The organism is Mesorhizobium sp. P2_F7, from assembly GCF_056403695.1.
Window position 1 is genome coordinate 174275 of record NZ_JBFUFA010000006.1, and the last position, 20000, is coordinate 194274.

Annotated in this window: 18 protein-coding genes; 9 read left to right on the forward strand and 9 right to left on the reverse strand. The window is 65.5% G+C overall.

The features are described from left to right. Positions 1 to 2: 2 nt before the first annotated feature. The 6 genes from AC1DZ8_RS21290 to AC1DZ8_RS21315 all read right to left on the reverse strand — a co-directional run bounded on the left by AC1DZ8_RS21290 (position 3) and on the right by AC1DZ8_RS21315 (position 8065). On the reverse strand, positions 3 to 1232 hold the full coding sequence (locus tag AC1DZ8_RS21290) for a VWA domain-containing protein (protein ID WP_477302231.1): 1230 nt from the start codon (positions 1230 to 1232) through the stop codon (positions 3 to 5). Positions 1233 to 1234: 2 nt separating this feature from the next. Continuing rightward, positions 1235 to 3487 carry a DUF5682 family protein gene (locus AC1DZ8_RS21295; RefSeq protein ID WP_477302232.1) on the reverse strand — a complete coding sequence of 751 codons (2253 nt, stop codon included), beginning with the start codon at positions 3485 to 3487 and terminating at the stop codon, positions 1235 to 1237. A gap of 4 nt (positions 3488 to 3491) precedes the next feature. Continuing rightward, positions 3492 to 4571 (reverse strand): ATP-binding protein, encoded by a 1080-nt coding sequence (locus AC1DZ8_RS21300; protein ID WP_477302234.1) that lies wholly within the window; start codon positions 4569 to 4571, stop codon positions 3492 to 3494. Positions 4572 to 4590: 19 nt separating this feature from the next. Continuing rightward, positions 4591 to 6024 carry a DUF5691 domain-containing protein gene (locus tag AC1DZ8_RS21305; protein WP_477302236.1) on the reverse strand — a complete coding sequence of 478 codons (1434 nt, stop codon included), beginning with the start codon at positions 6022 to 6024 and terminating at the stop codon, positions 4591 to 4593. Then, positions 6021 to 7430, reverse strand: a complete 1410-nt coding sequence (locus AC1DZ8_RS21310; protein WP_477302238.1) for an SWIM zinc finger family protein — start codon at positions 7428 to 7430, stop codon at positions 6021 to 6023. The genes AC1DZ8_RS21305 and AC1DZ8_RS21310 overlap by 4 nt, the downstream gene beginning before the upstream one ends. Positions 7431 to 7525: 95 nt before the next feature. Further along, positions 7526 to 8065: an Lrp/AsnC family transcriptional regulator gene (locus AC1DZ8_RS21315; protein ID WP_477302240.1), complete on the reverse strand. Its 540-nt coding sequence runs from the start codon at positions 8063 to 8065 to the stop codon at positions 7526 to 7528. A 48-nt stretch (positions 8066 to 8113) separates the two neighbouring features. On the opposite strand from AC1DZ8_RS21315, the gene AC1DZ8_RS21320 reads away from it, so the two are divergent. Further along, a complete protein-coding gene (locus AC1DZ8_RS21320) occupies positions 8114 to 9286 on the forward strand; it encodes an MFS transporter (protein ID WP_477302242.1) in 1173 nt (390 codons plus the stop codon). A 9-nt stretch (positions 9287 to 9295) separates the two neighbouring features. Here the strand turns inward: AC1DZ8_RS21320 and AC1DZ8_RS21325 are convergent, their stop codons facing one another. Continuing rightward, a complete protein-coding gene (locus AC1DZ8_RS21325; protein WP_477302244.1) occupies positions 9296 to 10210 on the reverse strand; it encodes a sigma-70 family RNA polymerase sigma factor in 915 nt (304 codons plus the stop codon). A gap of 63 nt (positions 10211 to 10273) precedes the next feature. After that, entirely contained in the window at positions 10274 to 10693 is a 420-nt protein-coding gene (locus AC1DZ8_RS21330; protein WP_477302246.1) for a GFA family protein, read from the reverse strand. Positions 10694 to 10799: 106 nt separating this feature from the next. On the opposite strand from AC1DZ8_RS21330, the gene AC1DZ8_RS21335 reads away from it, so the two are divergent. Beyond that, positions 10800 to 11225: a GNAT family N-acetyltransferase gene (locus AC1DZ8_RS21335; protein WP_477302248.1), complete on the forward strand. Its 426-nt coding sequence runs from the start codon at positions 10800 to 10802 to the stop codon at positions 11223 to 11225. Here the strand turns inward: AC1DZ8_RS21335 and AC1DZ8_RS21340 are convergent. Next, complete coding sequence (locus AC1DZ8_RS21340) at positions 11222 to 12337, reverse strand: anhydro-N-acetylmuramic acid kinase (RefSeq protein WP_477302250.1); 1116 nt, start codon at positions 12335 to 12337, stop codon at positions 11222 to 11224. The genes AC1DZ8_RS21335 and AC1DZ8_RS21340 overlap by 4 nt on opposite strands. A 235-nt stretch (positions 12338 to 12572) precedes the next feature. Between AC1DZ8_RS21340 and AC1DZ8_RS21345 the strand changes: the two genes are divergently transcribed. The 7 genes from AC1DZ8_RS21345 (at position 12573) to AC1DZ8_RS21375 (ending at position 19945) form a co-directional block, all read left to right on the forward strand. After that, positions 12573 to 13256: an SDR family NAD(P)-dependent oxidoreductase gene (locus tag AC1DZ8_RS21345; RefSeq protein WP_477302252.1), complete on the forward strand. Its 684-nt coding sequence runs from the start codon at positions 12573 to 12575 to the stop codon at positions 13254 to 13256. Between the two features lie 172 nt (positions 13257 to 13428). Beyond that, positions 13429 to 14283 (forward strand): MetQ/NlpA family lipoprotein, encoded by an 855-nt coding sequence (locus AC1DZ8_RS21350; protein ID WP_477302254.1) that lies wholly within the window; start codon positions 13429 to 13431, stop codon positions 14281 to 14283. An 83-nt stretch (positions 14284 to 14366) separates the two neighbouring features. Next, entirely contained in the window at positions 14367 to 15458 is a 1092-nt protein-coding gene (locus tag AC1DZ8_RS21355; RefSeq protein ID WP_477302256.1) for a methionine ABC transporter ATP-binding protein, read from the forward strand. Beyond that, entirely contained in the window at positions 15439 to 16095 is a 657-nt protein-coding gene (locus AC1DZ8_RS21360; RefSeq protein ID WP_477302258.1) for a methionine ABC transporter permease, read from the forward strand. Before AC1DZ8_RS21355 ends, AC1DZ8_RS21360 begins: the two co-directional genes overlap by 20 nt. A 145-nt stretch (positions 16096 to 16240) precedes the next feature. Then, positions 16241 to 17260, forward strand: a complete 1020-nt coding sequence (locus AC1DZ8_RS21365; RefSeq protein WP_477302260.1) for an isopenicillin N synthase family dioxygenase — start codon at positions 16241 to 16243, stop codon at positions 17258 to 17260. A 333-nt stretch (positions 17261 to 17593) separates the two neighbouring features. Continuing rightward, the gene (locus AC1DZ8_RS21370; protein WP_477401596.1) at positions 17594 to 18631 is read left to right on the forward strand and encodes a substrate-binding domain-containing protein; all 1038 of its coding nucleotides are present in this window, start codon (positions 17594 to 17596) and stop codon (positions 18629 to 18631) included. A 42-nt stretch (positions 18632 to 18673) separates the two neighbouring features. Further along, entirely contained in the window at positions 18674 to 19945 is a 1272-nt protein-coding gene (locus AC1DZ8_RS21375; RefSeq protein WP_477302264.1) for an ABC transporter substrate-binding protein, read from the forward strand. Positions 19946 to 20000 lie beyond the last annotated feature (55 nt).

A 20000-nucleotide genomic window follows, 5' to 3' on the forward strand; every position in this document is an offset into this window, starting at 1 on the left:
CTCTATTGCTGCGGCGTTTCCGTCTCGGCGCGGATCAGCTTGATGTCGGCGCCTGCCGCCCAGGCGCCGATATCCTCGCGCCGCAACGCCGCCGCCATCATGTCGGGGAACAGGTCCGGCGTGCAGGCAAAGACCGGAATGCCGAGTGCGGCGACCGAGGCTGACATCGCCGGATCGTAGCCCGTCCGGCCCTGATCGGTCAGCGCCAGCAGAACCACGACATTGACACCGGACCGCACCAGGGCTGCCAGCCGCCGCAGCAAGTCCTGGCCGTTGCCGCCTTCATAAAGGTCGGTGATAAGCACGAAGTGGGATTTGGTCGGCCGCTCGATGCGGTCGGCGCAATAGGCGACCGCCTGGTTGATGTCGGTGCCGCCGCCAAGCTGCACGCCAAAAAGCACCTCCACCGGATCGCTGAGCTCCTCGGTCAGGTCGACGATGGCCGTGTCGAAACAGACCAGCTTGGTGCGCACCACCGGCAGCGAGGCCATGACAGCGGCGAAGATCGAGGCGTAGATCACCGAGCTTGCCATCGAGCCGGACTGGTCGACGCACAGCACCACCTCATCGAGATCGACCAGCCGGCGCTGCTTGCGCATGAAGCCGACGAGTTTCTCCGGCACGATGGTTTTGTGCTCGGGCTGGTAGTGGCGAAGATTGGCCGAGATGGTGCGCGGCCAGTCGATGTCGCGCTGGCGCGGCCGATTGGTGCGCCGCGATTTGTCGAGCGCGCCGCGGATCGCCTCGGCGGTCTTCTGCTCCAGCCGCTGCATCAGCTTGGCGACGATGTCGGCGATGATGGTGCGGGCAATGTCCTTGGTCTTGGCCGGCATCACCGAGCGCAGCGAGATCAGGTCGGCGACGAGGTTGACGTCAGCCTCGATCGCCTTGAGGAATTCCGGCTCCATCAGCATCTGCTTCAGGTTCAGCCGTTCGAAGGCATCCTTCTGCACGATCTGGACGACCTGCGCCGGAAAGAACGATCTGATATCGCCCATCCATTGCGCCACGCGCGGCGCCGAGCGGCCAAGCCCGCCGCGCCGCTTGCGCGGGTCGGCATCGCCATTGGCGCCGTCGCCGTAAAGCGCATCGAGCGCCGACGACAGTTTTTTGTCGTCGCTGGAAAGGGCTGAGGAGGACTCGTCATCGGCGCCGATCGCCAACCGCCAGCGGCGCTCGCGCCCGCCATCGGCTGATGCTGTGGCGCCATCCGCGTTTGTCTCGTCTTCCATCATCACGCTCCGCTCGCAAGCAGGGGCCCAAGCCTCTCCAGATGCCTGCGCCAACCCTCGCCACCATCCGGCGCCGGCGTCAGCCCGGCCGGCAGCCTGGCGGCGCGGCCGAGCACGGCCTCGATCAGCCGCCGGCGCTCCATCGAGTCCAGATTGGAGAAGACGCGGCGCAGCAGCGGCAGATGCGCGATGAAGGCGTCCTCGTCGAGGGATTTGAGCCACGCATCGACGGCGCCGCGCAGGCCCTCGTCGTAGATCAGGCGCTGACCGGCGGTGCTGAAGAAACCTTCGAAGAACCCCGCCGCCTGCGCCACCGGCGTTCCCGGCGACAGCCTGCGCCCGAGCAGCCCGGCGGCGTCCTCGGCCGACAGCTGGCCGGCTTCGTAGAGCAGATGCGCGGCGCAGCCGGCGAGCAGCGCCGTGGAGCGCGGCCCTTCCAGCACGCCGGTCAGCCCGTTGCGCCAGGCGTCGAGCACGTCTTCGCCGGGCTCGACCAGCCGGATCGCCGCGTCGGCCTTGCGCACCGCACCGACCAATGTCGTTGCGGCCTGCTCGTCCAGGTCGCGCACCGCATAGGGCAGCGCGATCGCGCCTTCGACGATCAGCCGTTCCAACAAACCGGACAGCCGGTTGGTTTCGGTCTTGCGCGCCTCGCCATAGCGGATGATATCGGCAAGCGGCGGTACCGAGGCCAGCATCTCCAGGCACTCGCTGCTGTGCGCAGCACGCGCCTCCAGCGCCGCAAGGCCGGCGCTCGAAGCCTCCGACAGATCCGCCGTGATGGCGCTCTGGACAAGGGCTGCAAGCGTGTCGAGGGAGGCTGCGGCGCCCAGCATCTGGGTCAGGCGGCCATTGGCGGCCTTTTCGATGGTCGGGCCATAGATCAGGTTCTCGACCAGGCGCACGGCATATTCCGGCTCCCAGGCCAGCGTCCATTTTTCGCGAAACGTGCCGCGGCTGCGGCCGGCATCGGCCAGCCTGCCCCACTGCACGCCGAGCACGTTGAGCCGGTGCAGCAAGGTCGAGCGAAACAGCCCGCTGTCGCTGCGCAAATCGACGGAAAGCTCGCGCTCCAGCGCCTCCGGCTTCAGCCGCGCCGCTTTCTGGTTGCGCTGCAGATCCTCGATCAGCGGCGCTAGCGGCGTGTCCGGCGGAATCTCGCCGACATCCGCGCCCAAAAGCAGCTCAGCTTCGACCAGTGACCACAGCACCGCCTCGCCGTTGAACAGCGCCGCGATCGCCGCGTCGCGCAATTCCTCAAAGCCGGGTTTCGGCCGCTCGCGAATGGCGGCCAGCGTGCGGGCAAGCCGCTCGGCTTCGATCAGCGACGCCGTCGAGACCAGATGCCCCTTGGCCCGCAGCACCGCCGCGATCATCGCCAGCCACAGCGTCGCGGCGTCGCGCCGGCCGCGTGTGCGCCACAGATGCTTGCACCAGCCGGGCGCGACGACGCCGGCGCCATAGCCGTAGCCCAGCGCCAGGCGCGGTCCCGTCCACGGCGCCCATGTCATGGTGCTTTTGCGCCGGGCAATTCCCTTGATCAGCGCCTGGTCGTTCTTCTGCGTGTGGGTGGCCTGCAGGGCAGGCACGTGCCATGCGCCGCAGACGACGGCGATCGGTCCGTCGAGTTCCTTGCGTGCGGCGGCAATCTCGAGCCGCATATGCGCTTCGCGTTTGGCCTCGAACGGCGTGATCGCGCCTTCGCCGTCGCGCAGCGTCGTCATCGCATCGGCGATGGCCGCGAAGATTGGGCCGGGCTGCGGGTTCTGCTCGATGATGTCGGCCCACCAGCTTTCGCCATCCTCATAGCCGGCGGCCTCAGCCAGCGTGCCGATCGGATCGCGATGCGAAGCCGTCTCGCCATCTTCATCGGCTTCATCCTTGGGCTCGTTTTCGTCACCAGCCTCCGTCTCGTCAGCGCCTTCCTTCGCCGGGGCTGCGAAGCGCGCCGATGACGGCAGGTCGATGAACTTGAGCGCCGCCTTGTTCTCCACCGCCCACACCGCCGCCTGGTATTCGGGCGAGAACTCGGCGAACGGCCAGAAGCTGGTCGCGGCAGGATCATCCTCGGGATAGCAAAGCAGCGCCACCGGCGGCTGCATTTCGGGACGCGCCAGCAGCGGCAGCAGGGCGGACGCGTCGCTCGGCCCCTCGATCAGCACGGCGACCGGCTGCAGGTCGCGCAGCGCCTGCACCAGGCTGGCGGCGGAGCCCGGCCCGTGATGGCGGATGCCGAAATAGGCGACGTCGCTCATGACCTCAGATCGCTGCGTTCAGCGCCGCATAATAGCCGGCATAGTCCGGCCGCTTCTTGAGCACCGTTTCGAGATATTCCTCCAGCACCACCTTGTCCTGCACCGGGTCCTTGATGATGGCGCCGACAAGACTGGCGGCGAGGCCTTCGGCGCCGAGCTTGCCGCTGTCGAACCACGCTGCCTGGCTGAGGCCGCCGACCATGGTGGCGATCGCCTCGGCGGTCGACAGCGAGCCCGAAGGCGTCTTCAGCGTCACCTTGCCGTCGGCGGTGGCGCCCGAGCGCAGCTCGCGGAAAATGGTCAGCACCCGCGCGATCTCCTCGCCGACGTTCTTCGGCACCGGCAGGTCGAGCCCGCCAGCCATCTCGTCGACCCGCTTGGCAACGATCGCCACCTCTTCGGCCATGTCTTCTGGCAGCGGCAGCACCACCACATTGAAGCGGCGTTTCAGCGCCGAGGACAGTTCGTTGACGCCCTTGTCGCGGTTATTGGCGGTGGCGATGATGTTGAAGCCGCGCTGGGCATAAATCGACGTGTTGAGTTCCGGGATCGGCATCATCTTTTCCGACAGCACGGTGATCAGCGTGTCCTGCACGTCGGAGCCCATGCGCGTCAGCTCTTCCAACCGGCAGAGCTTGCCGCTCTCCATGGCGCGGTAGAGCGGCGTCGGCACCAGCGCATCCTGGCTCGGGCCCTTGGCCAGAAGCTGCGCATAATTCCAGCCATAGCGGATCTGGTTCTCGTCGGTGCCGGCCGTGCATTGCACGATCAGCGTCGAGTCGCCCATGATGGCGGCGGCGAGATGTTCCGACACCCACGATTTGGCGGTGCCGGGAACGCCGAGCAACAGCAGCGCGCGGTCGGTGGCGAGCGTGGCCACCGCGGTTTCCATCAGCCGGCGGCGGCCGACATACTTTGGCGATATCACCGTGCCGTCGCCTGCCTTGCCGCCGAGCAGATAAGTCAGCACGGCCTTTGGCGACAGGCTCCATCCCGCCGGCTTCTGGCGGTCGTCATTGCGCGCCAGCGCCTGCAGTTCGGACGCATAGGCCTGCTCGACCGGGAGGCGGATGGCTGCGTTCATGGTGCTGTTCTCCGATTGCTCATGTGTTGGGTCCAGGCCCGGTCAGGGCCGCGTTGAGGCGCAGGAAAGCGAGCGACGCCGCCGCCGGCGGCATGCCGGCCGCGACAACGTCGCCGATCAGTTTCTCGGCCGTTGCCGCCGTGCCGAGAAAGCCCATCGTTTCCAGTATGTCGTCGATGGTCCGCTTCATGGCGTCGTCATTGCCGGCGACAGCGGAGCGCAATGCCGGCAAGGTCTGGCTGTTCGCCAAATCGGGCCATTCCAGCCAGCTGGCTTCGACGCCTTCGGCGAGGTTGAGCGCGCCAAGATATTTCGTGTCTTTCAGGATCAGCCTGACCAGGACACGCTTTCTGCGACTGTCCAGGCGCGGCATGAGGTGAAGGACGAAAGGCGCCGGCTTGCCGCCCTCGGCAACGAGCGTATCCGCCATCTGCGCCACCGCTGCATCACTGCCGGAAGCGGCGACCATTCGTGCGATGTAGATGTCCGCAGTGCTGTCGCTGCCGAACTGCCAGGCCGCGATGAAATCGGCTTCACTGGCGCCGAAGCGTGCCGCGAGGTCGACCAGATTGCAGGTCTCGAACAGTTCGGCGCGGCGCTTTTCCTGCGCTGGCGATTTGAGTTTTGCCGGCGTGTAGATGGTGCGGCGGCGAATGAAGCCGGATTTGCCTTCGGCAATGAAGGCGGCGAGTTCGGCAACGGGATCGTTGGTTCCGCCATCGCCGGTGTGCTCGCCCAGCCTTGCCAGCAGCCGCCCCGCCAGTTCCTGCACCTTGCTGGAGCGGTCGGCGGCGAGGCTCTTCAGGAACGGCGCGTCCGCGGCCGAGAGACCGAAATGCATGAGTTCGATCAGCGCCAGCCGGACTTCCGCTGGTTCGCCCGGCGCCTTGGCTTCCATCAGGCTGCGGGCCGTGGCCGGGTCGCGGCGTCGCATTTCGGCCAGCGCGATGCGCCGCGCGGCGGGATAGAAATCGTCCCAGTTCTGCGCCGTCAGCTGCTCCTGCGGCGCAATCTTCAGCCCCTCGACGCTGGCTTGCCAGTCGATCCACGGTGCATAGATGTCGGGGCTGTTCTGATCCGATGCCGGCGGCATCCAGTCCATCGGATGCAGCACGTAGCCACGGCTGGCGACAAGCGTCGCCACGCGCGCCTTGCGTCGCACGTCAGTGGCATTCTTCAGGGCCGCCCGCAACAGCGGCCGCAAGCGTTCCGGCAGCAGCGGCAGGCCAAGCCTTGGCAGCGGCGGGCGCCGTTTCAGCGTCTTCGGCGCAGCGGGCCGCAAGCCGACGTCGAGCGCTTGCGCGGCGATCGCCAGCAACAGCCGCTCGCGCTCGTCCGGGGGTGCACTGGCGGCGATTTCCTTCCACGCGGCGGGGGCCAGATCGAATGTGGTTCCGCCGGTGATCCAGCAGTCGCGCATCGTCGCCAGGCCGGTCAGTTCGAGCTCGTTCATGACAGGTCGAGCCTCCCGAAGCCGCTTTGCGCAGCGAGCAGATCGAGCCGAGCGCCGTTCCACAGCGCCGCCGTTGCCGCGAGATCGAGACCAAGCACGGTCTGATCGACGGTTCCGGCGACGGGCAGGGCAATCCCTTGCGGGTCGTGCGCCGCTTGCCACCAGGCGGCGCCACGCTCATCGAGCAGGATCGCGCCGGCCGGCAGCATCAGCGGACTATCTGTGGACCATGGCGCTGTGTCCTGCTGCGATGCGTGCGCGGCGAGTGGATCCTTGATGGTGCCGAGGCCGAAATCCGGCCAGGCGCCGGACGCGACATCACCCTTGCGCTCCGCCACCAGGGCGCGCAGCGGCTGGCGCGACGGATAAAACACCAGCCTTGCATCAAAGCGGTCGCCGGGCGTGAACGCGGCCGAGCGGCGGCCGGCCGAGGCCGGAAAAAAGTCGAGCAGCAGCGCAAATTGCGGCGTCGGGCTTTTCAGATCCAGCAGCCAGGTCGAATGGCTGACGAGGCCGTCGCGGCGGGTCTCGATTTTCTCGCCGATGACCTCCCACTGACTGTCGACCTGTTTGGCCTCGGGATTGGCCAGCACCTGGTCGCGGGTCTCGGACGCCGACACCAGCCGTTTCAGTTCGGGATCGTCGGGTGTCGCGCGCCAGGCCTTGGCCAGCAGCACCAGCTTGCCGAGTTCGCGGATCGCCGCATCCGGCCGTTCCTCGCTGCGCAGCGCCATCAGCCGCGCCGGGATCTCGTCGATGCGTCCGGCAAGCGCCGTCGCCTTCATGTCGACCAGCCTCGCTGCAATGCGGCGGCAGCGTTCGCTGCTGGCATCGGCAAAGGCGGAAAGGCCGAGCCGCAGCTGGTCGGCGATCCATTGGTCGAGTTCGTCCAGCGCCCCCGCCACCGCCGCCCGTGTGTCTTCCGCCCGCTTGCGCTGCGCCGCCTCGCGGCGCTCCGCCGCCGCGGTATCTTCGACAGTGCTTTCCTCCGGTTGCGCGGCCTCGCCGATGCTCTTGCCGGACGCGCCGGCTGCGGCGCCTGGCGTTGCAGTGGCCGGCTGGGCCGTTGTCTTCCGGCGCCGGCCAAGCCAGTCATTGACCCATTCCGGCGTCGATTCGGCAGCGGTGAAGTTGGTCGGCGCGGTGGCGGCGATCCACATCAGCGCCAGCGTGTGCTTGCACGGAAATTTTCGCGACGGGCAGGTGCATTTGTAGCCGTGGTCACCGGTATCGACCACGGTGCGGTAGGGGTTGGAGCCGGAGCCCTGGCATTCGCCCCAGATCAGCGCCTGCTGCTCGTTCTTCTCCAGCCGCGGCCAGTTCGAGCGCTTGGTCAGCTTCGAGGCGGCGCTCAGCGACGCCTGATCGGGGGCGAGCGCCTCGATGGTTTTCAGGTCGAATTCCAAGCCGCCCCTCTCGTACCCCGACAATCGCAATCGCCACTATAGGGTGCTGTTTGTGAAGGATTGTTGTGGCTCCGGCAAGACGAAGATCGCGCAGATCAGTACAGCGGCGTCGCCATATGCCGGGGCGTTGGCCATTGCGCCGTGATCTCGGGTTGCACCGGCCGTTCGAGATAGGTCGACAGCACGACATAGCTTCGCGTCGAGGTGACGCCGGGCGTTTCGTAGAGACGAGCCAGCAGGCCTTCGAGCGCCCTGGTGTCCTCGGTGCGAACCTTGAGCAGCATGCAGGTATCGCCGGCCACCGAATGGATCTCCTCGACCTCAGGATATTGGGAAACGGCCATCAACTCCGGCGTCTTGCCCCAGCCCTTGGTATCGATATGCACGAAGGTGAGCAGCGGCTTCTTCACCGCCTTGGGGTCGATGATCACCGCTGTACCGCGGATGGCGCCGCTACGCCGCAGGCGCTTCACCCGCTCATGCGCCGCCGGTGGCGACAGGCAGACGCGTTCGCCAAGTTCGGCGTAGCTGATCGTTGCATCCTCGACCAGCACGCCTAATATTTTTCGGTCGATCGCGTCGAGCTCGCGGGCAGCTGCCTTGTTCTGCAGAACACCATCTGTTTCTTCATCCATAACGAAATTCCTTGTTGTCGCAGAATTTAATTCGGCCACTATGCCGATATGACGAACACACATCAAGCTGCAACGCTCCCAACAACAGCGCCGATTCCGGCACTGGCCTATCTGCTGACGGGCTGCATCGCCGTCATCGGCTCCAACTCACTGGTTCTGGGTCCGATTGCCCCGGCGGTGGCTGCATCCTTCGGCACCAGCGTGCCGGCGGTGATGGCCGCGTCGGCCGCATTCGGTCTCGGCACCTCGGCAAGCGCTTTGTTCCTCGCCCGCTACATCGACGGCGTCGGCGCCCGCCGCATGCTGCAGGGCGCGCTGCTGTTGCTGGCTGTCGCGCTTCTCGCCAGCGCGCTGGCGCCGACGGTATTCGCGCTGGTCGCGGCGCAGGCCGTCGCCGGTATTGCCGCAGGCGTCGCCATGCCGGCCATCTATGCCAGTGCGGCGGCCATCGCGCCGCCCGGCCGCGAAAGCGGCACGATCGGCGTTGTGCTGACCGGCTGGACGGTCTCCATGGTGGCCGGCGTTTCGCTGTCGGCCGTGCTTGCCGACCTCGTCCATTGGCGCGCCGTCTTCGCAGCGGTCGCGGTGCTGTCAGCCATTGCGCTCGCCGCTCTGTCGATGACCTCGCTCAGCGACGTCAGGAAGAGCGGCCCGGCGCCGACGCCGTTCGGTGCGCTGGCCATTCCCGGCATCGTGCCGCTGCTCATCGCCTGCACCGCCTTCATGACCGCTTTCTACGGCGTCTACGGCTATCTCGGCGATCATCTGCACCAGGATCTCGGTGAGCCCGTCAGCGCCAACGCGCTCGCCGCACTCGCCTATGGCGCGGGCTTCGGCGCGGCGGCTTTTCTTGACGGCGTCATCGACCGCATCGGCGCGCACCGCGTCATGCCTTTTGCCTATCTGCTGGTCGCCGCGGTCTATGTCGCGATTGCGCTGGCGAGCAGCAATTTCCCGCTGATCCTGGCCATGATCGCCATATGGGGCCTTGCCAATCATTTCGGCCTTAACGTGCTGGTGATGCGCCTCACCGCGCTCGATCCGTCGCGTCGCGGCACCATCATGGGCCTGAACAGCTCCGTCACCTATCTCGCCGTCTTTATCGGCACCACCAGCTTCGGGCCGCTCTATTCGTCCTTCGGCTTTGCCGTCTGTGCGCTGGTGGCCGCAGTGCTTATGCTGATCGCCGCTGCGGCGGGGACCTGGCGTTCGCCTGGTTGACGGCGTTGCTCAGGCAGATTGGGGCAGCACGACAACCGTGTCCGCCATCGGGATCAGCCAAGGACAGGCATAGTAGTCGCTGATGTGGTGGATGACCCCGTCGGTCGCTTCTACCCGAACCGGATAGGCCGGTTTCCAGCCGCTTTCGCCTCGATGGAGCACGAGCAGCACGGTCTCGCCATCGACCGTGCCGATCGCCATCGTCCAGTTCATCCGGCCCTTCTCATATTCGATGAAATAGGGCGATTGCGACAGCCTGCCCCTGAAGCAATCCGAAACCTGCAACTGCGCGTCGGCGCTGGTCAAGGCCCGCACGCCGTCCCAGTCACGGCGGTTGAACAGTTCGACATAGCGGCTCAGCAATCTTGCAAGCTGCGGATCTTGCCGGGGTTCTGAACGGACAGCCGGTTCCGTCGGCAGCACGGCCAGCTTGGCACGGCCACGGCTCAGCGCCGCCTTGACGCCGCCCACTGTCGAACCGACGAGATCGGCAATCTCTTCCAGAGAATGGTCGAAGACATCCTTCAGCAGGACGCAGGCGCGCTCCTTTGGCGGCAGGTGGATCACCAGCCGTTCGATCGCACGACCGGCGCCGTGGCCTGCCGGTTCGGCCGGCAGGACGATCTCGTCTTCCGCGAAACCGGCTTCAGCACGCCGGCGCGCCTGCCGGCTGCGCAGAAAATCGATGCAGCGGTTATGCGCGATGCGAAACAGCCAGGGCCGAAGCGCGCCGGGGTCGTCGAGTGTCTCGATCTTGCGATAGGCCTCGAACAGCGCTTCCTGCATGACGTCTTCGGCATCGATCACGGATCCCGTCATGCGTGCGCAGTAGCGATGCAGCCGCTCACGCAGATGCACCACTGTTTCCAGAAATGCGGCGTAACGAACGTCAAAGAGCCCGGTGGGATCAGTCCTCGGCTGCATTGGTCGTGGGCATCCATCAATCAGGTATTTCTTGCAGGGGGTACGCCACGCCACAAGGCTCGCTTACATCAACCTTGTGTCATCGGGTGGCTGGTCAAAGCGGTCGTGCCGACCGTCGACATACATCAGCGGAGCTGCCGCCAATTCCCCAGGGTCGACGTCATCAAGAGATGCCAGGGGAATGGCGTAGACAATACCTCCAAGTTCTGGAAGGTCGCCACGCGCTGGCATGCGCGTGCCGCAGGTCGCGCAGAAATGATACTGGATGCTGGGCCGCTCCTTGCCGGGCGGGGTCCACTGATATTCCGTTTGCGAGCCCGCTCCCGCAATCAGGCGAATGTGCTGCGGGCCAACGAAACTTATCCATGATCGCGTCTTCGTGCACGTCGAGCAGTTGCATTTGACGGTGCCTTGGCTGAGATCGATATCCGCCTCGAACCGGACTTTGCCGCAATGGCAGCTTCCAGTGTAGGTTTTCAGCATTGCCCGCGTTCTCCGCTGTTTGCCGGCCGGCACAATCGCCCGCCAACATCCAAGACGTATGGCGACGGGAAAAGGATACGTGGACAGGCATCAAGATGGCCAAGCAATGAAAACGACCCTTGAAATCACCGCCGAACCCTTGGCCCAGGACCTCACCTTCCTGGCCGAGCGGCTGACGGCGTTCAATGACGGCGATGTCGGCCCTTCCGGCCGCAAAGCACTCGCCGTCTTCGTACGCGACGAGGACGGCGCTGTCGTCGCCGGCATTTCGGGATACACCGCCTGGGGCTGGCTCTACGTGCAATGGCTTTGGGTCGATGAACGTGTGCGGGGCCAGCATATGGCTGGCGAGATGCTGGACGCCGCCGAGCGTGAGGCGCTGGCGCGCGGCTGCCATGGCGCTCTGATCGACACCTTCAATCCCATCGCGGCCAAGGTCTATGAGCGGCAGGGCTACCGGCGCTTCGGCGAACTGCCTGACTTTCCCATCGGCCGCAGCCGCATCTTCCTGCAGAAGAAACTGGTGGCCTAACCCGCCAGCCGTCCGCCTTGCATCGGTTGCGGCACACCGGTGGTGCTGGGAAAACTGATCGGCAGGCCGCGCAGCACGCGCACTGCCAGGAAAGCAAAGCACTCGGCTTCCACCGCATCGCCCTTCCATCCCAGCGTCTCGGCTTGGACCACCTCCACATCGGCACGGCTAGCCAGCATCGCCATCATCGTCGGGTTATGGCGGCCGCCGCCGCTGACCGCCAGCCGCTTCGGCCGGCGCGGCAACAGGTCGAGCGCCTTGCCGACGGCCGAAACGGTGAAGGCCGTCAGCGTCGCTGCGCCATCCTCGAGGCCAAGCCCGTCGGCCATTGCAGCGGTAAAGTCGAAGCGATCGAGCGATTTCGGGTACGGCTTGGTTAGATATGGATGCTGCAGCAATTTGGCCAAGCGTGCTTCGTCGACCGTGCCGGCCGCACCCAGCCTGCCGTCGCGGTCCATCTCGCCCAGCCCATGCGCCTTGATGAAGTCGTTGAGCGGCGCATTGGCCGGACCGGTGTCGAAGGCGACGACATTGTCCTTGCCGTCCCACCAGGTGATGTTGCCGACGCCGCCGAGATTGAGCACGGCCGTGTCGCCGCTGGCGTCGGCCTCCTTCAACAGCGCTGCGTGATAGGCGGCCGCCAGCGGCGCGCCCTGGCCGCCGGCTCGCACATCGGCCGAGCGGAAGTCGTAGGCGACCTTGGCGCCGAGGATCGAATGCATCAACTCGCCGTCGCCCAGCTGACGCGTATCGCCGCGCCGCCCAGGCTGCGGGGCGCGATGCAGCACGGTCTGGCCGTGGAAGCCGACCACGCCGATATCGGCCATGGTCAGGCCGTAGCTTTCGACGAGATCTTTCACCGCCGCCGATTGCGCCCGCGTCAGCGCGTCTTCGGCTTCGCGAAAAATCACCGGCTCCGGCCCGTCGAAATTCCACACCCTCGCCTGGCGCAGCGTCGCTTCCAGCAAGGTGCGAATCGATTGCGGGTAGGGGGCCAGCGTATAGGTGCCGAAATCGGCGATGCGCTCGCCGTCGGTCTTGATCAGCGCGACGTCGATATTGCCGTCAAGCACGGTGCCGGTCATCAGGCCGACGGCCCAGATTGGTTCCATGGTCGATTCCCTTGCGACACCGTTTGCGATTCCAACGGGAATCACCTGTCGGACGGATTGGCCCGTCAGGCAAGACCTTGGCCGACGCCTGCTCGAACTTGCCGGCAGCGTTTTTCACCGAAGGGCGAAAATCGAGCAACGCCGTTCTTGTCTCTTGCCGCTCAAGACGCCAGCTATGTCACAAGCGACATCGGCATATGCCGATGTCCGTACACAATCGCCAGGGAGAAACCACATGCCATCCGAAGTCGCAGTGATCGCCGGTGCGGGCGCGGGCTTGAGCGCCTCTCTGGCCCGCCTTCTGACCCGGGAAGGCTATCGCGTGGTGCTGGCCGCCCGCAACAAGGCCAAGCTCGCGGCGCTGGTCGAGGAGACCGGCGCGCTGGCCGTCGAAACCGATGTCGCCGACCCGGCCTCCGTCGCAAGCCTGTTCGAGGCCGCCGACAAGCAAGGCCCGTTGGCACTTGCCGTCTTCAACGCCAGCGGCCGCACCCGCGGCCCGATCGCCGAGGTCGACGCCGATGCGGTCAAGCAGGCGCTGCTGGTCGGCGCCTATGGCGGCTTCCTGGTCGGCCAGCAGGCGGCGCGGCGGCTTTTGGCGCGCGGCTCCGGTTCGATCCTGTTCACCGGCGCCTCCGCCAGCATCAAGGGCTTTGCCAACTCGGCCGGCTTTGCCATGCCGAAATTCGGCCTGCGCGGCTTGGCCCAGTCCATGGCGCGCGAACTCGGGCCGAAAAACATCCACGTCGCCCATTTCATCATCGACGGCCAAATCGAGCCGGTTGGGAAGAAGCCCGAGCGGCCGGACAGCCAGCTGTCGCCCGATGCGATCGCGCAGACCTATCTCGCAACCCATCGCCAACATCGCAGCGCCTGGAGTTTCGAGGTCGAGCTGCGGCCCTTTGTCGAGACATTCTGATCGTTTAGGCAGGGTCGTTCTCGCAAGTGCGAAATCTTTGAGAGAATATTCCCGGCTTCGTGTTTGAGAAGAAATGCGGTTCTTTGATCCGGCAGAGAGCATTGCCGATGATGTCGTCAAGGCTTGGTATTCCACCAAGCCGCAATGACTTCAGGATTACGAGGGATCGACAATGTCCGAACGCGGAAACGGCTCCAATTCTCTTCTTTTTTCAGCCATCGGCCGGCGAGCTGCCCTTGCGGCACTTTTCGCCTCGGCCGTGACACTTGTCGGCCTGGCCCAGCCGACGCCGTCCTTCGCCGAGGACAAGAAGGCGATCAAGGTCGGCATCATCAGCGGCGAGGATGAGGACGTCTGGCGCGTCGTCGTCGCCCAGGCCGCCGAAAAGGGCCTGGCCATCGAGACCGTGGTGTTCAACGACTACACCCAGCCCAACGAGGCGCTGGAGCGCGGCGAGATCGACGCCAACGCCTTCCAGCACCAGCCCTATCTCGACAACCAGATCAAGACTCAAGGCTATCACATCGTCCGCGTCGGCTATACCGGCGTCTGGCCGATCGGCCTCTACTCCAAGAAATACACCAAGGTTGCCGACCTGCCCGAAGGCGCCGTCATCGGCCTGCCCAACGACCCTTCCAATGAAGGCCGCGCGCTGCGCGTCCTGCAGAACGAAGGCGTGATCAAGCTGAAGGACGGCACCGGCATCCTGGCGACCACCGCCGACATTGCCGAGAACCCGAAAAAGGTGGTCATCAAGGAGCTCGATGCCGGCATTGTCGGGCGCTCTGTCGAGGATCTCGACGCGGCCGTCGTCAACACCGACTGGGCGCTGAAGAGCGGCCTCGGCCCGGACAACCGCATCGCCCAGGAGCCGATAGCCGACAACCCCTACCGCAACTTCATCGCCGTCAAATCCGGCAATGAGAACGAGGCCTGGGTGAAGACGCTGGTCGCCTCCTACCAGAACGAGAAGGTCAAGGCTGAGTTCGACAAGGTCTACAAAGGCACCGGGATCAGCGCCTATTGATCGGCGCCTGGCTGTCAGGAGCAGGCGGCCCGCTTTTGAGCGGGCCGCCGTTGCATTTTCGTACCGTTGAAACGGACAGTGAAATGAATCAGCACGTCGCGGCCGCAACGGCCGATCCGGTCAACATATCTGCCGCCGGGCAGGAGGATGTCGTCCGCCTTGTCGGTCTGAAGCGCCGCTTTGGCGCGACGCCTGCGCTCGACGGCGTTTCGCTGACGGTGAAGAAGGGCGAGATCCTCGGCATCATCGGCCGCAGCGGCGCCGGCAAGTCGACGCTGATCCGCTGCCTCAACGGGCTGGAGCGGCCGGACTCCGGCGACGTCTTCATCGAAGGTCGCGAGATCGGCCGGCTTGGCGAGCGTGAGTTGCAGCCGCTGCGGCGGCGCATCGGCATGATCTTCCAGCACTTCAACCTTTTGTCGGCCAAGACGGTCGAGGACAATGTCGCGCTGCCGCTCAAGATCGAGGGCCGTCCCAAGGCAGAGCGTCTGGCGCGTGCGGCCGAACTGCTCGATCTCGTCGGCCTGTCGGAGAAAGCGAAAGCCTACCCGTCCTCGCTGTCGGGTGGCCAGAAGCAGCGCGTCGGCATTGCCAGGGCGCTGGCCGCACGGCCGGCGCTGCTCTTGTCCGACGAAGCGACCTCAGCGCTCGACCCGGAGACGACGCGCTCCATCCTGGCCTTGCTGAAGGATATCAACCGCCAGCTCGGCCTGACCATCCTTCTCATCACCCACGAGATGGAAGTGATCCGTTCGATCGCCGACCGCGTTGCGGTGATCGATGCCGGGCGCATTGTCGAGCAAGGCCCGGTCTGGTCGGTCTTTGCCGAGCCGCGCTCCGAGATAACCAGGAGCCTGCTCGGCGGCATCCGCCCGCAGCTGCCGGCCGAGATTGCCGGCCGGCTTGTTCCGGGTGATGGCGCCGAACTCATCCTCAGGATCGACGTCGCGGGAGAAGCCGCGCGGGGACCACTGCTATCGGACCTCGCTGTTGCGGTGCCTGGTCCATTCCGCCTCGTCCACGGCGGCATCGACCATGTCCAGCAGCAGCCCGTCGGCACGCTGTTCCTGGCGGTGGCGGGCAACGATGCCCGCCATCTCGCTGACGTCATCGAATTCCTGAGAGCCCGCGACGCGCGGGTGGAGGTGCTTGGCCATGTCGCCGGTTCTGTTTGAGCTTCTGCTGCGTTCGATCTGGGAGACGGTCCTGATGACGGCGGCGTCCGGCCTTATCTCGCTGGTCTTCGGCCTGCCGCTCGGTCTGGCCTTGATCGCCACAGAGCGCGGCGGCATCGCTGAAAACATCTGGGTGAACCGCGCACTCGGCGCCGTCATCAACGGCTTCCGCTCGGTGCCCTTCATCATCCTTCTAGTGGCGCTGATCCCGGTGACGCGGCTGATTGTCGGCACCTCGATCGGCACCTGGGCGGCCATTGTGCCGCTGTCGATCGCCGCCACGCCCTACTATGCGCGCATCGCCGAAGTGTCGCTGCGCGAAGTCGATCGCGGCCTGATCGAGGCGGCGCGCGCCATGGGCGGCAACCGCTGGACGATCATCCGCGAGGTGCTGGTGCCGGAGGCGCTGCCCGGCATCGTCGCCGGTTTCACCGTGACATTGGTGACGCTGATCGGCGCCTCGGCCATGGCCGGCGCCATCGGTGCCGGCGGGCTTGGCGACCTTGCCATCCGCTACGGCTACCAGCGTTTTGAGACCAGCGTCATGGTCGCCGTGGTCATCGTGCTGATCATCCTTGTCTGCGGCATCCAGTGGATTGGCGACCGTCTGGTTGCCAGGCTGGACCGCCGCGTATGAGCGGCCATGAACGTTCTTTGCCCGCCTGCAGCCAAAAGCAGCGCCGGCTTTCTTCATTCGCCTCGAGATTGGATTGCGCATTGCTTTGATTGAACCAGCCTGCGTGCCACCGTGACAGCGGGGCCGGCAAACAAGGAGCTTGACCATGCCCAGGATCGTACCCGTGCTTGATCTCAGCCGCCTCGAACAGGGCGCCTCGGAGCACCGAACGTTTCTGTTCGACCTGCGCACGGCCGCGCGCGATGTCGGCTTCTTCTATTTGACCGGCCACGGCATATCGGCTGCCGACACCGCCGAGGTGCTCGACGCCTCGCGACGGTTCTTTGCCTTGCCAGAGGCCGACAAGCTGGCCATCGAAATGGTCAAGTCCTCGCAGTTCCGCGGCTATACGCGAGCCGGCGGTGAGCTCACCAAAGGCAAGGCCGACTGGCGCGAACAGCTCGACATCGGCGTCGAACGCCCGGCCATCCCGCAAGGCCCCGGCGTGCCCGCCTGGACGCGGCTGCAAGGGCCGAACCAGTGGCCGGCAGCACTGCCCGAACTGAAGCCGGCGCTGCTGGCGTGGCAGACCAAGGCGACCGCCGTGGCGATCCGTCTGCTCAGGGCCTTCGCTCTGTCGCTCGACCAGGCCGAGGATGCCTTCGATCCGATCTACCGCAATGAGCCCAACCACCGCATGAAGATCGTGCGCTATCCCGGCCGCAACGCAACCGGTGACGACCAGGGCGTCGGCGCGCACAAGGATGGCGGCTTCCTGACGCTTCTGCTGCAGGACGATACCAAGGGCCTGCAGGTCGAATATGACGGCAGCTGGGTCGATGTCGATCCGCTGCCCCATACGCTGGTGGTCAACATCGGCGAACTGCTCGAACTGGCCTCGAACGGCTATCTCCGCGCAACCGTGCATCGTGTGGTGACGCCGCCGGCCGGCGTCGAGCGCATCTCGGTGCCGTTCTTCTTCAGCGCCCGGCTCGACGCCACCATCCCGCTGCTCGACCTGCCGGAGGAGCTGGCGGCTGAGGCGCGCGGACCGGCCAGCGATCGCGACAATCCGCTGTTCCGCAATGTCGGCACCAACGTGCTGAAAAGCCGCCTGCGCTCGCATCCTGACGTGGCGCGCCGGCACTATGCCGATCTGTTGGAGACCGGCGCCTCAGCCACTTGAAGTGATTTGGGGCGGAACAAATTTCTGCATCTTGCGGCTGTTTTAGAAAGCCGTTCGTCGCCAACCGCCGCGAATACGCGCATATAGGAATTATCGTTCGGCGGTTTCCTCCCATTCCACCGAACGGTGTTCCCCTCTGAAGGTTCTTGACCTTCTTTTGGCCGGGCCGCTTTCGCGCCCGGCCTTTTTCTTTGTTCAGCGGCCGACAACCGGCTTCGACACGCATCGTCGTTCGAGAACGGTGCGGCAGTCTCTTCAGTCAAATTTAAAACGTTTGCATTTTGGCGAAAGCCAATTACAAACGTTTCAAACACTTCGTTTCGGGAGGAACGGTTGCCAACCCGCGTCACCACGCTGAAGGAACTAGCGGCGAGCCTTGACCTGTCGATCACGACGGTGTCGCGCGCGCTTGCCGGGCATGAGCAGATCGCTTTGAAAACCCGCGAGCGTGTCGCGCAAGCGGCGCGCCAGGCCGGCTATGTTCCCAACACGGCGGCGCGCACGCTGGTGTCCGGCCGCAGCGGCTTCGTCGGCCTGGTGCTGCCGGTCAGAGGCCCGAACCTGGTCGATTCCTTCCTCGGCGAATTCGTCACCGGGCTCGGCGAAGGGCTGGTGTCGCACGGCGCCGACCTCATCCTTGCCACCGCGGCCCTTGGCCATTCCGAGCTGTCGGTGCTGCGCCATGTCGTCGAATCCGGCCGCGCCGACGGCGTCGTCGTCACCCGCATCGCCGAGGTCGACGAGCGGCTCACCTATCTGCGCGAGCGCGGCTTTCCCTTCGTCGCACATGGCCGGCTGCTCGACAGCGACTTTGCCTACAACTGGCTCGACACCGATGGCGCCCATGCCTTCGGCGAGGCTTTCGACATGCTCTACCATCTAGGCCATCGCCATTTCGGCCTGGTGACGATTTCCGAGCCGATGACCTTCCGGCATCTCAGACAAGACGGCCTTGCCGCCGCCATCGGCCGCCGTGGCGACCCGTCGGTGCGCCTCGATGTGGCGACGGCGCCGCGTTTCGACCGTGGTGCCCGCATCCAGGCGGTCAACCGCATGCTGCAAGGCTCCAACCGGCCAACCGCTATCATCGCCTTGTTCGATGAGCTGGCGCTGACGGTGATGGAGGAGGCGGCTCGCGCCGGCCTCAGCGTCCCGCGCGATCTCTCCGTCATCGGCTTCGACAATGTCGTTGCCTCGGCCTATGCGCCGCCCGGCCTCACCACCTTCGACGCCTCGATCCGCCAGTGCGCGCGCGAGATCGCCGACATGCTGCTCACTGTCATCGCCGAACGACCTGCCGCGCCGCTAACGCGGCTGATCCGGCCGACGCTGGTGCCGCGCGCCAGCCATGGGCCTGCACCGCGCACATGAAACTGACGCCGCAACGACGGCGCATATTCAGGGAGGAAGACGATGATGAAGATGTTGAGGACATTGGCGGGCGCCGCGCTGACGCTGTCGCTGGCGGCCGGCGCCGCGCAGGCGCAGCAGGTGCTGTTCTGGTCGACGCAGGCGCGCCCGGTCGAGGAAACCCAGAAGATGCGCGACGCGGTGCTGAAAGGCTTTGACGGCGCCGTCGATTATCAGGTCGCCGAGGACGGCCCCTGGCTCACGCGCCTGCAGGCCGAACTGCAGGCCGGCACCGGCACAATCGGCCTGCTTGGCGGCCTGCATGGCGACTTCTCCACCGTCGGCGCGAACCTCATTGATCTGTCGGCCGTCGATGTCGGCGGGTTCAAGGTCAACGAGGCCTACAAGAAGCTCGGCACGCTCGGCACCGGCGAACAGAAATACATGCCGTGGATGCAGGCGACCTATCTGATGGCTGCCAACAAGCAGGCGCTGCAATATCTGCCGCAGGGCGTCGATCTCAACACCATCACTTACGACCAGCTGATCGAATGGTCGAAGAACATCGCCGAGAAAACCGGCTCGCCGAAATTCGGTTTTCCGGCCGGTCCAAAGGGGCTGAAGCATCGCTTCTTCGAGGGTTTTCTCTACCCGTCCTACACCGGCTCAATGGTGACCAAATTCCGCTCGCCAGAGGCCGAGACTGCATGGAACAAATTCAAGGAGCTGTGGCAGTACACCAACCCGAATTCGACCAACTACGCCTTCATGCAGGAGCCGCTGCTGTCGGGCGAAGTGTGGGTGGCGTTCGACCATGTCGCGCGGCTAGCCGATGCCTTCAACCAGAAGCCGGACGAGTTCGTCGCTTTCCCGGCGCCTGCGGGTCCCGCCGGCCGCGGCTTCATGCCGGTCGTCGCCGGCGTTGCCATCCCCAAGACATCGCCGGATGTCGACAAGGCCAAGGCGTTGGTCGTCTATATGCTGAAGCCGGAGACGCAGATTGCGACGCTGAAAGCGACCAATTTCTTTCCGGTCGTCGACGTCAAGCTGCCCGACGACATGCCGGCCTCGGTGAAAGCATTCGGCCCGGCGATCGCCACCATGACCGGCGCACCCGACGCGCTGCCGGCGCTGCTGCCGATGGGGCTCGGCGATCTCGGCGGAAAGTTCAACCAGGTCTACACGGATAGCTTCGAGCGCATCGTGCTCGGCGGCGAAGACGTCCATGGCGTGCTCGAAGAGCAGGCGGCCGCACTCAAGGCGCTGATAGACCAGGCCAAGGCGCCGTGCTGGGCGCCCGACAAGCCATCCACGGGCGCCTGTCCAGTAGACTGACCATGATCCCGAACCGAAGGACCGCGTCAGCGAAAAGTGGAGGCCGGTTTTCGGA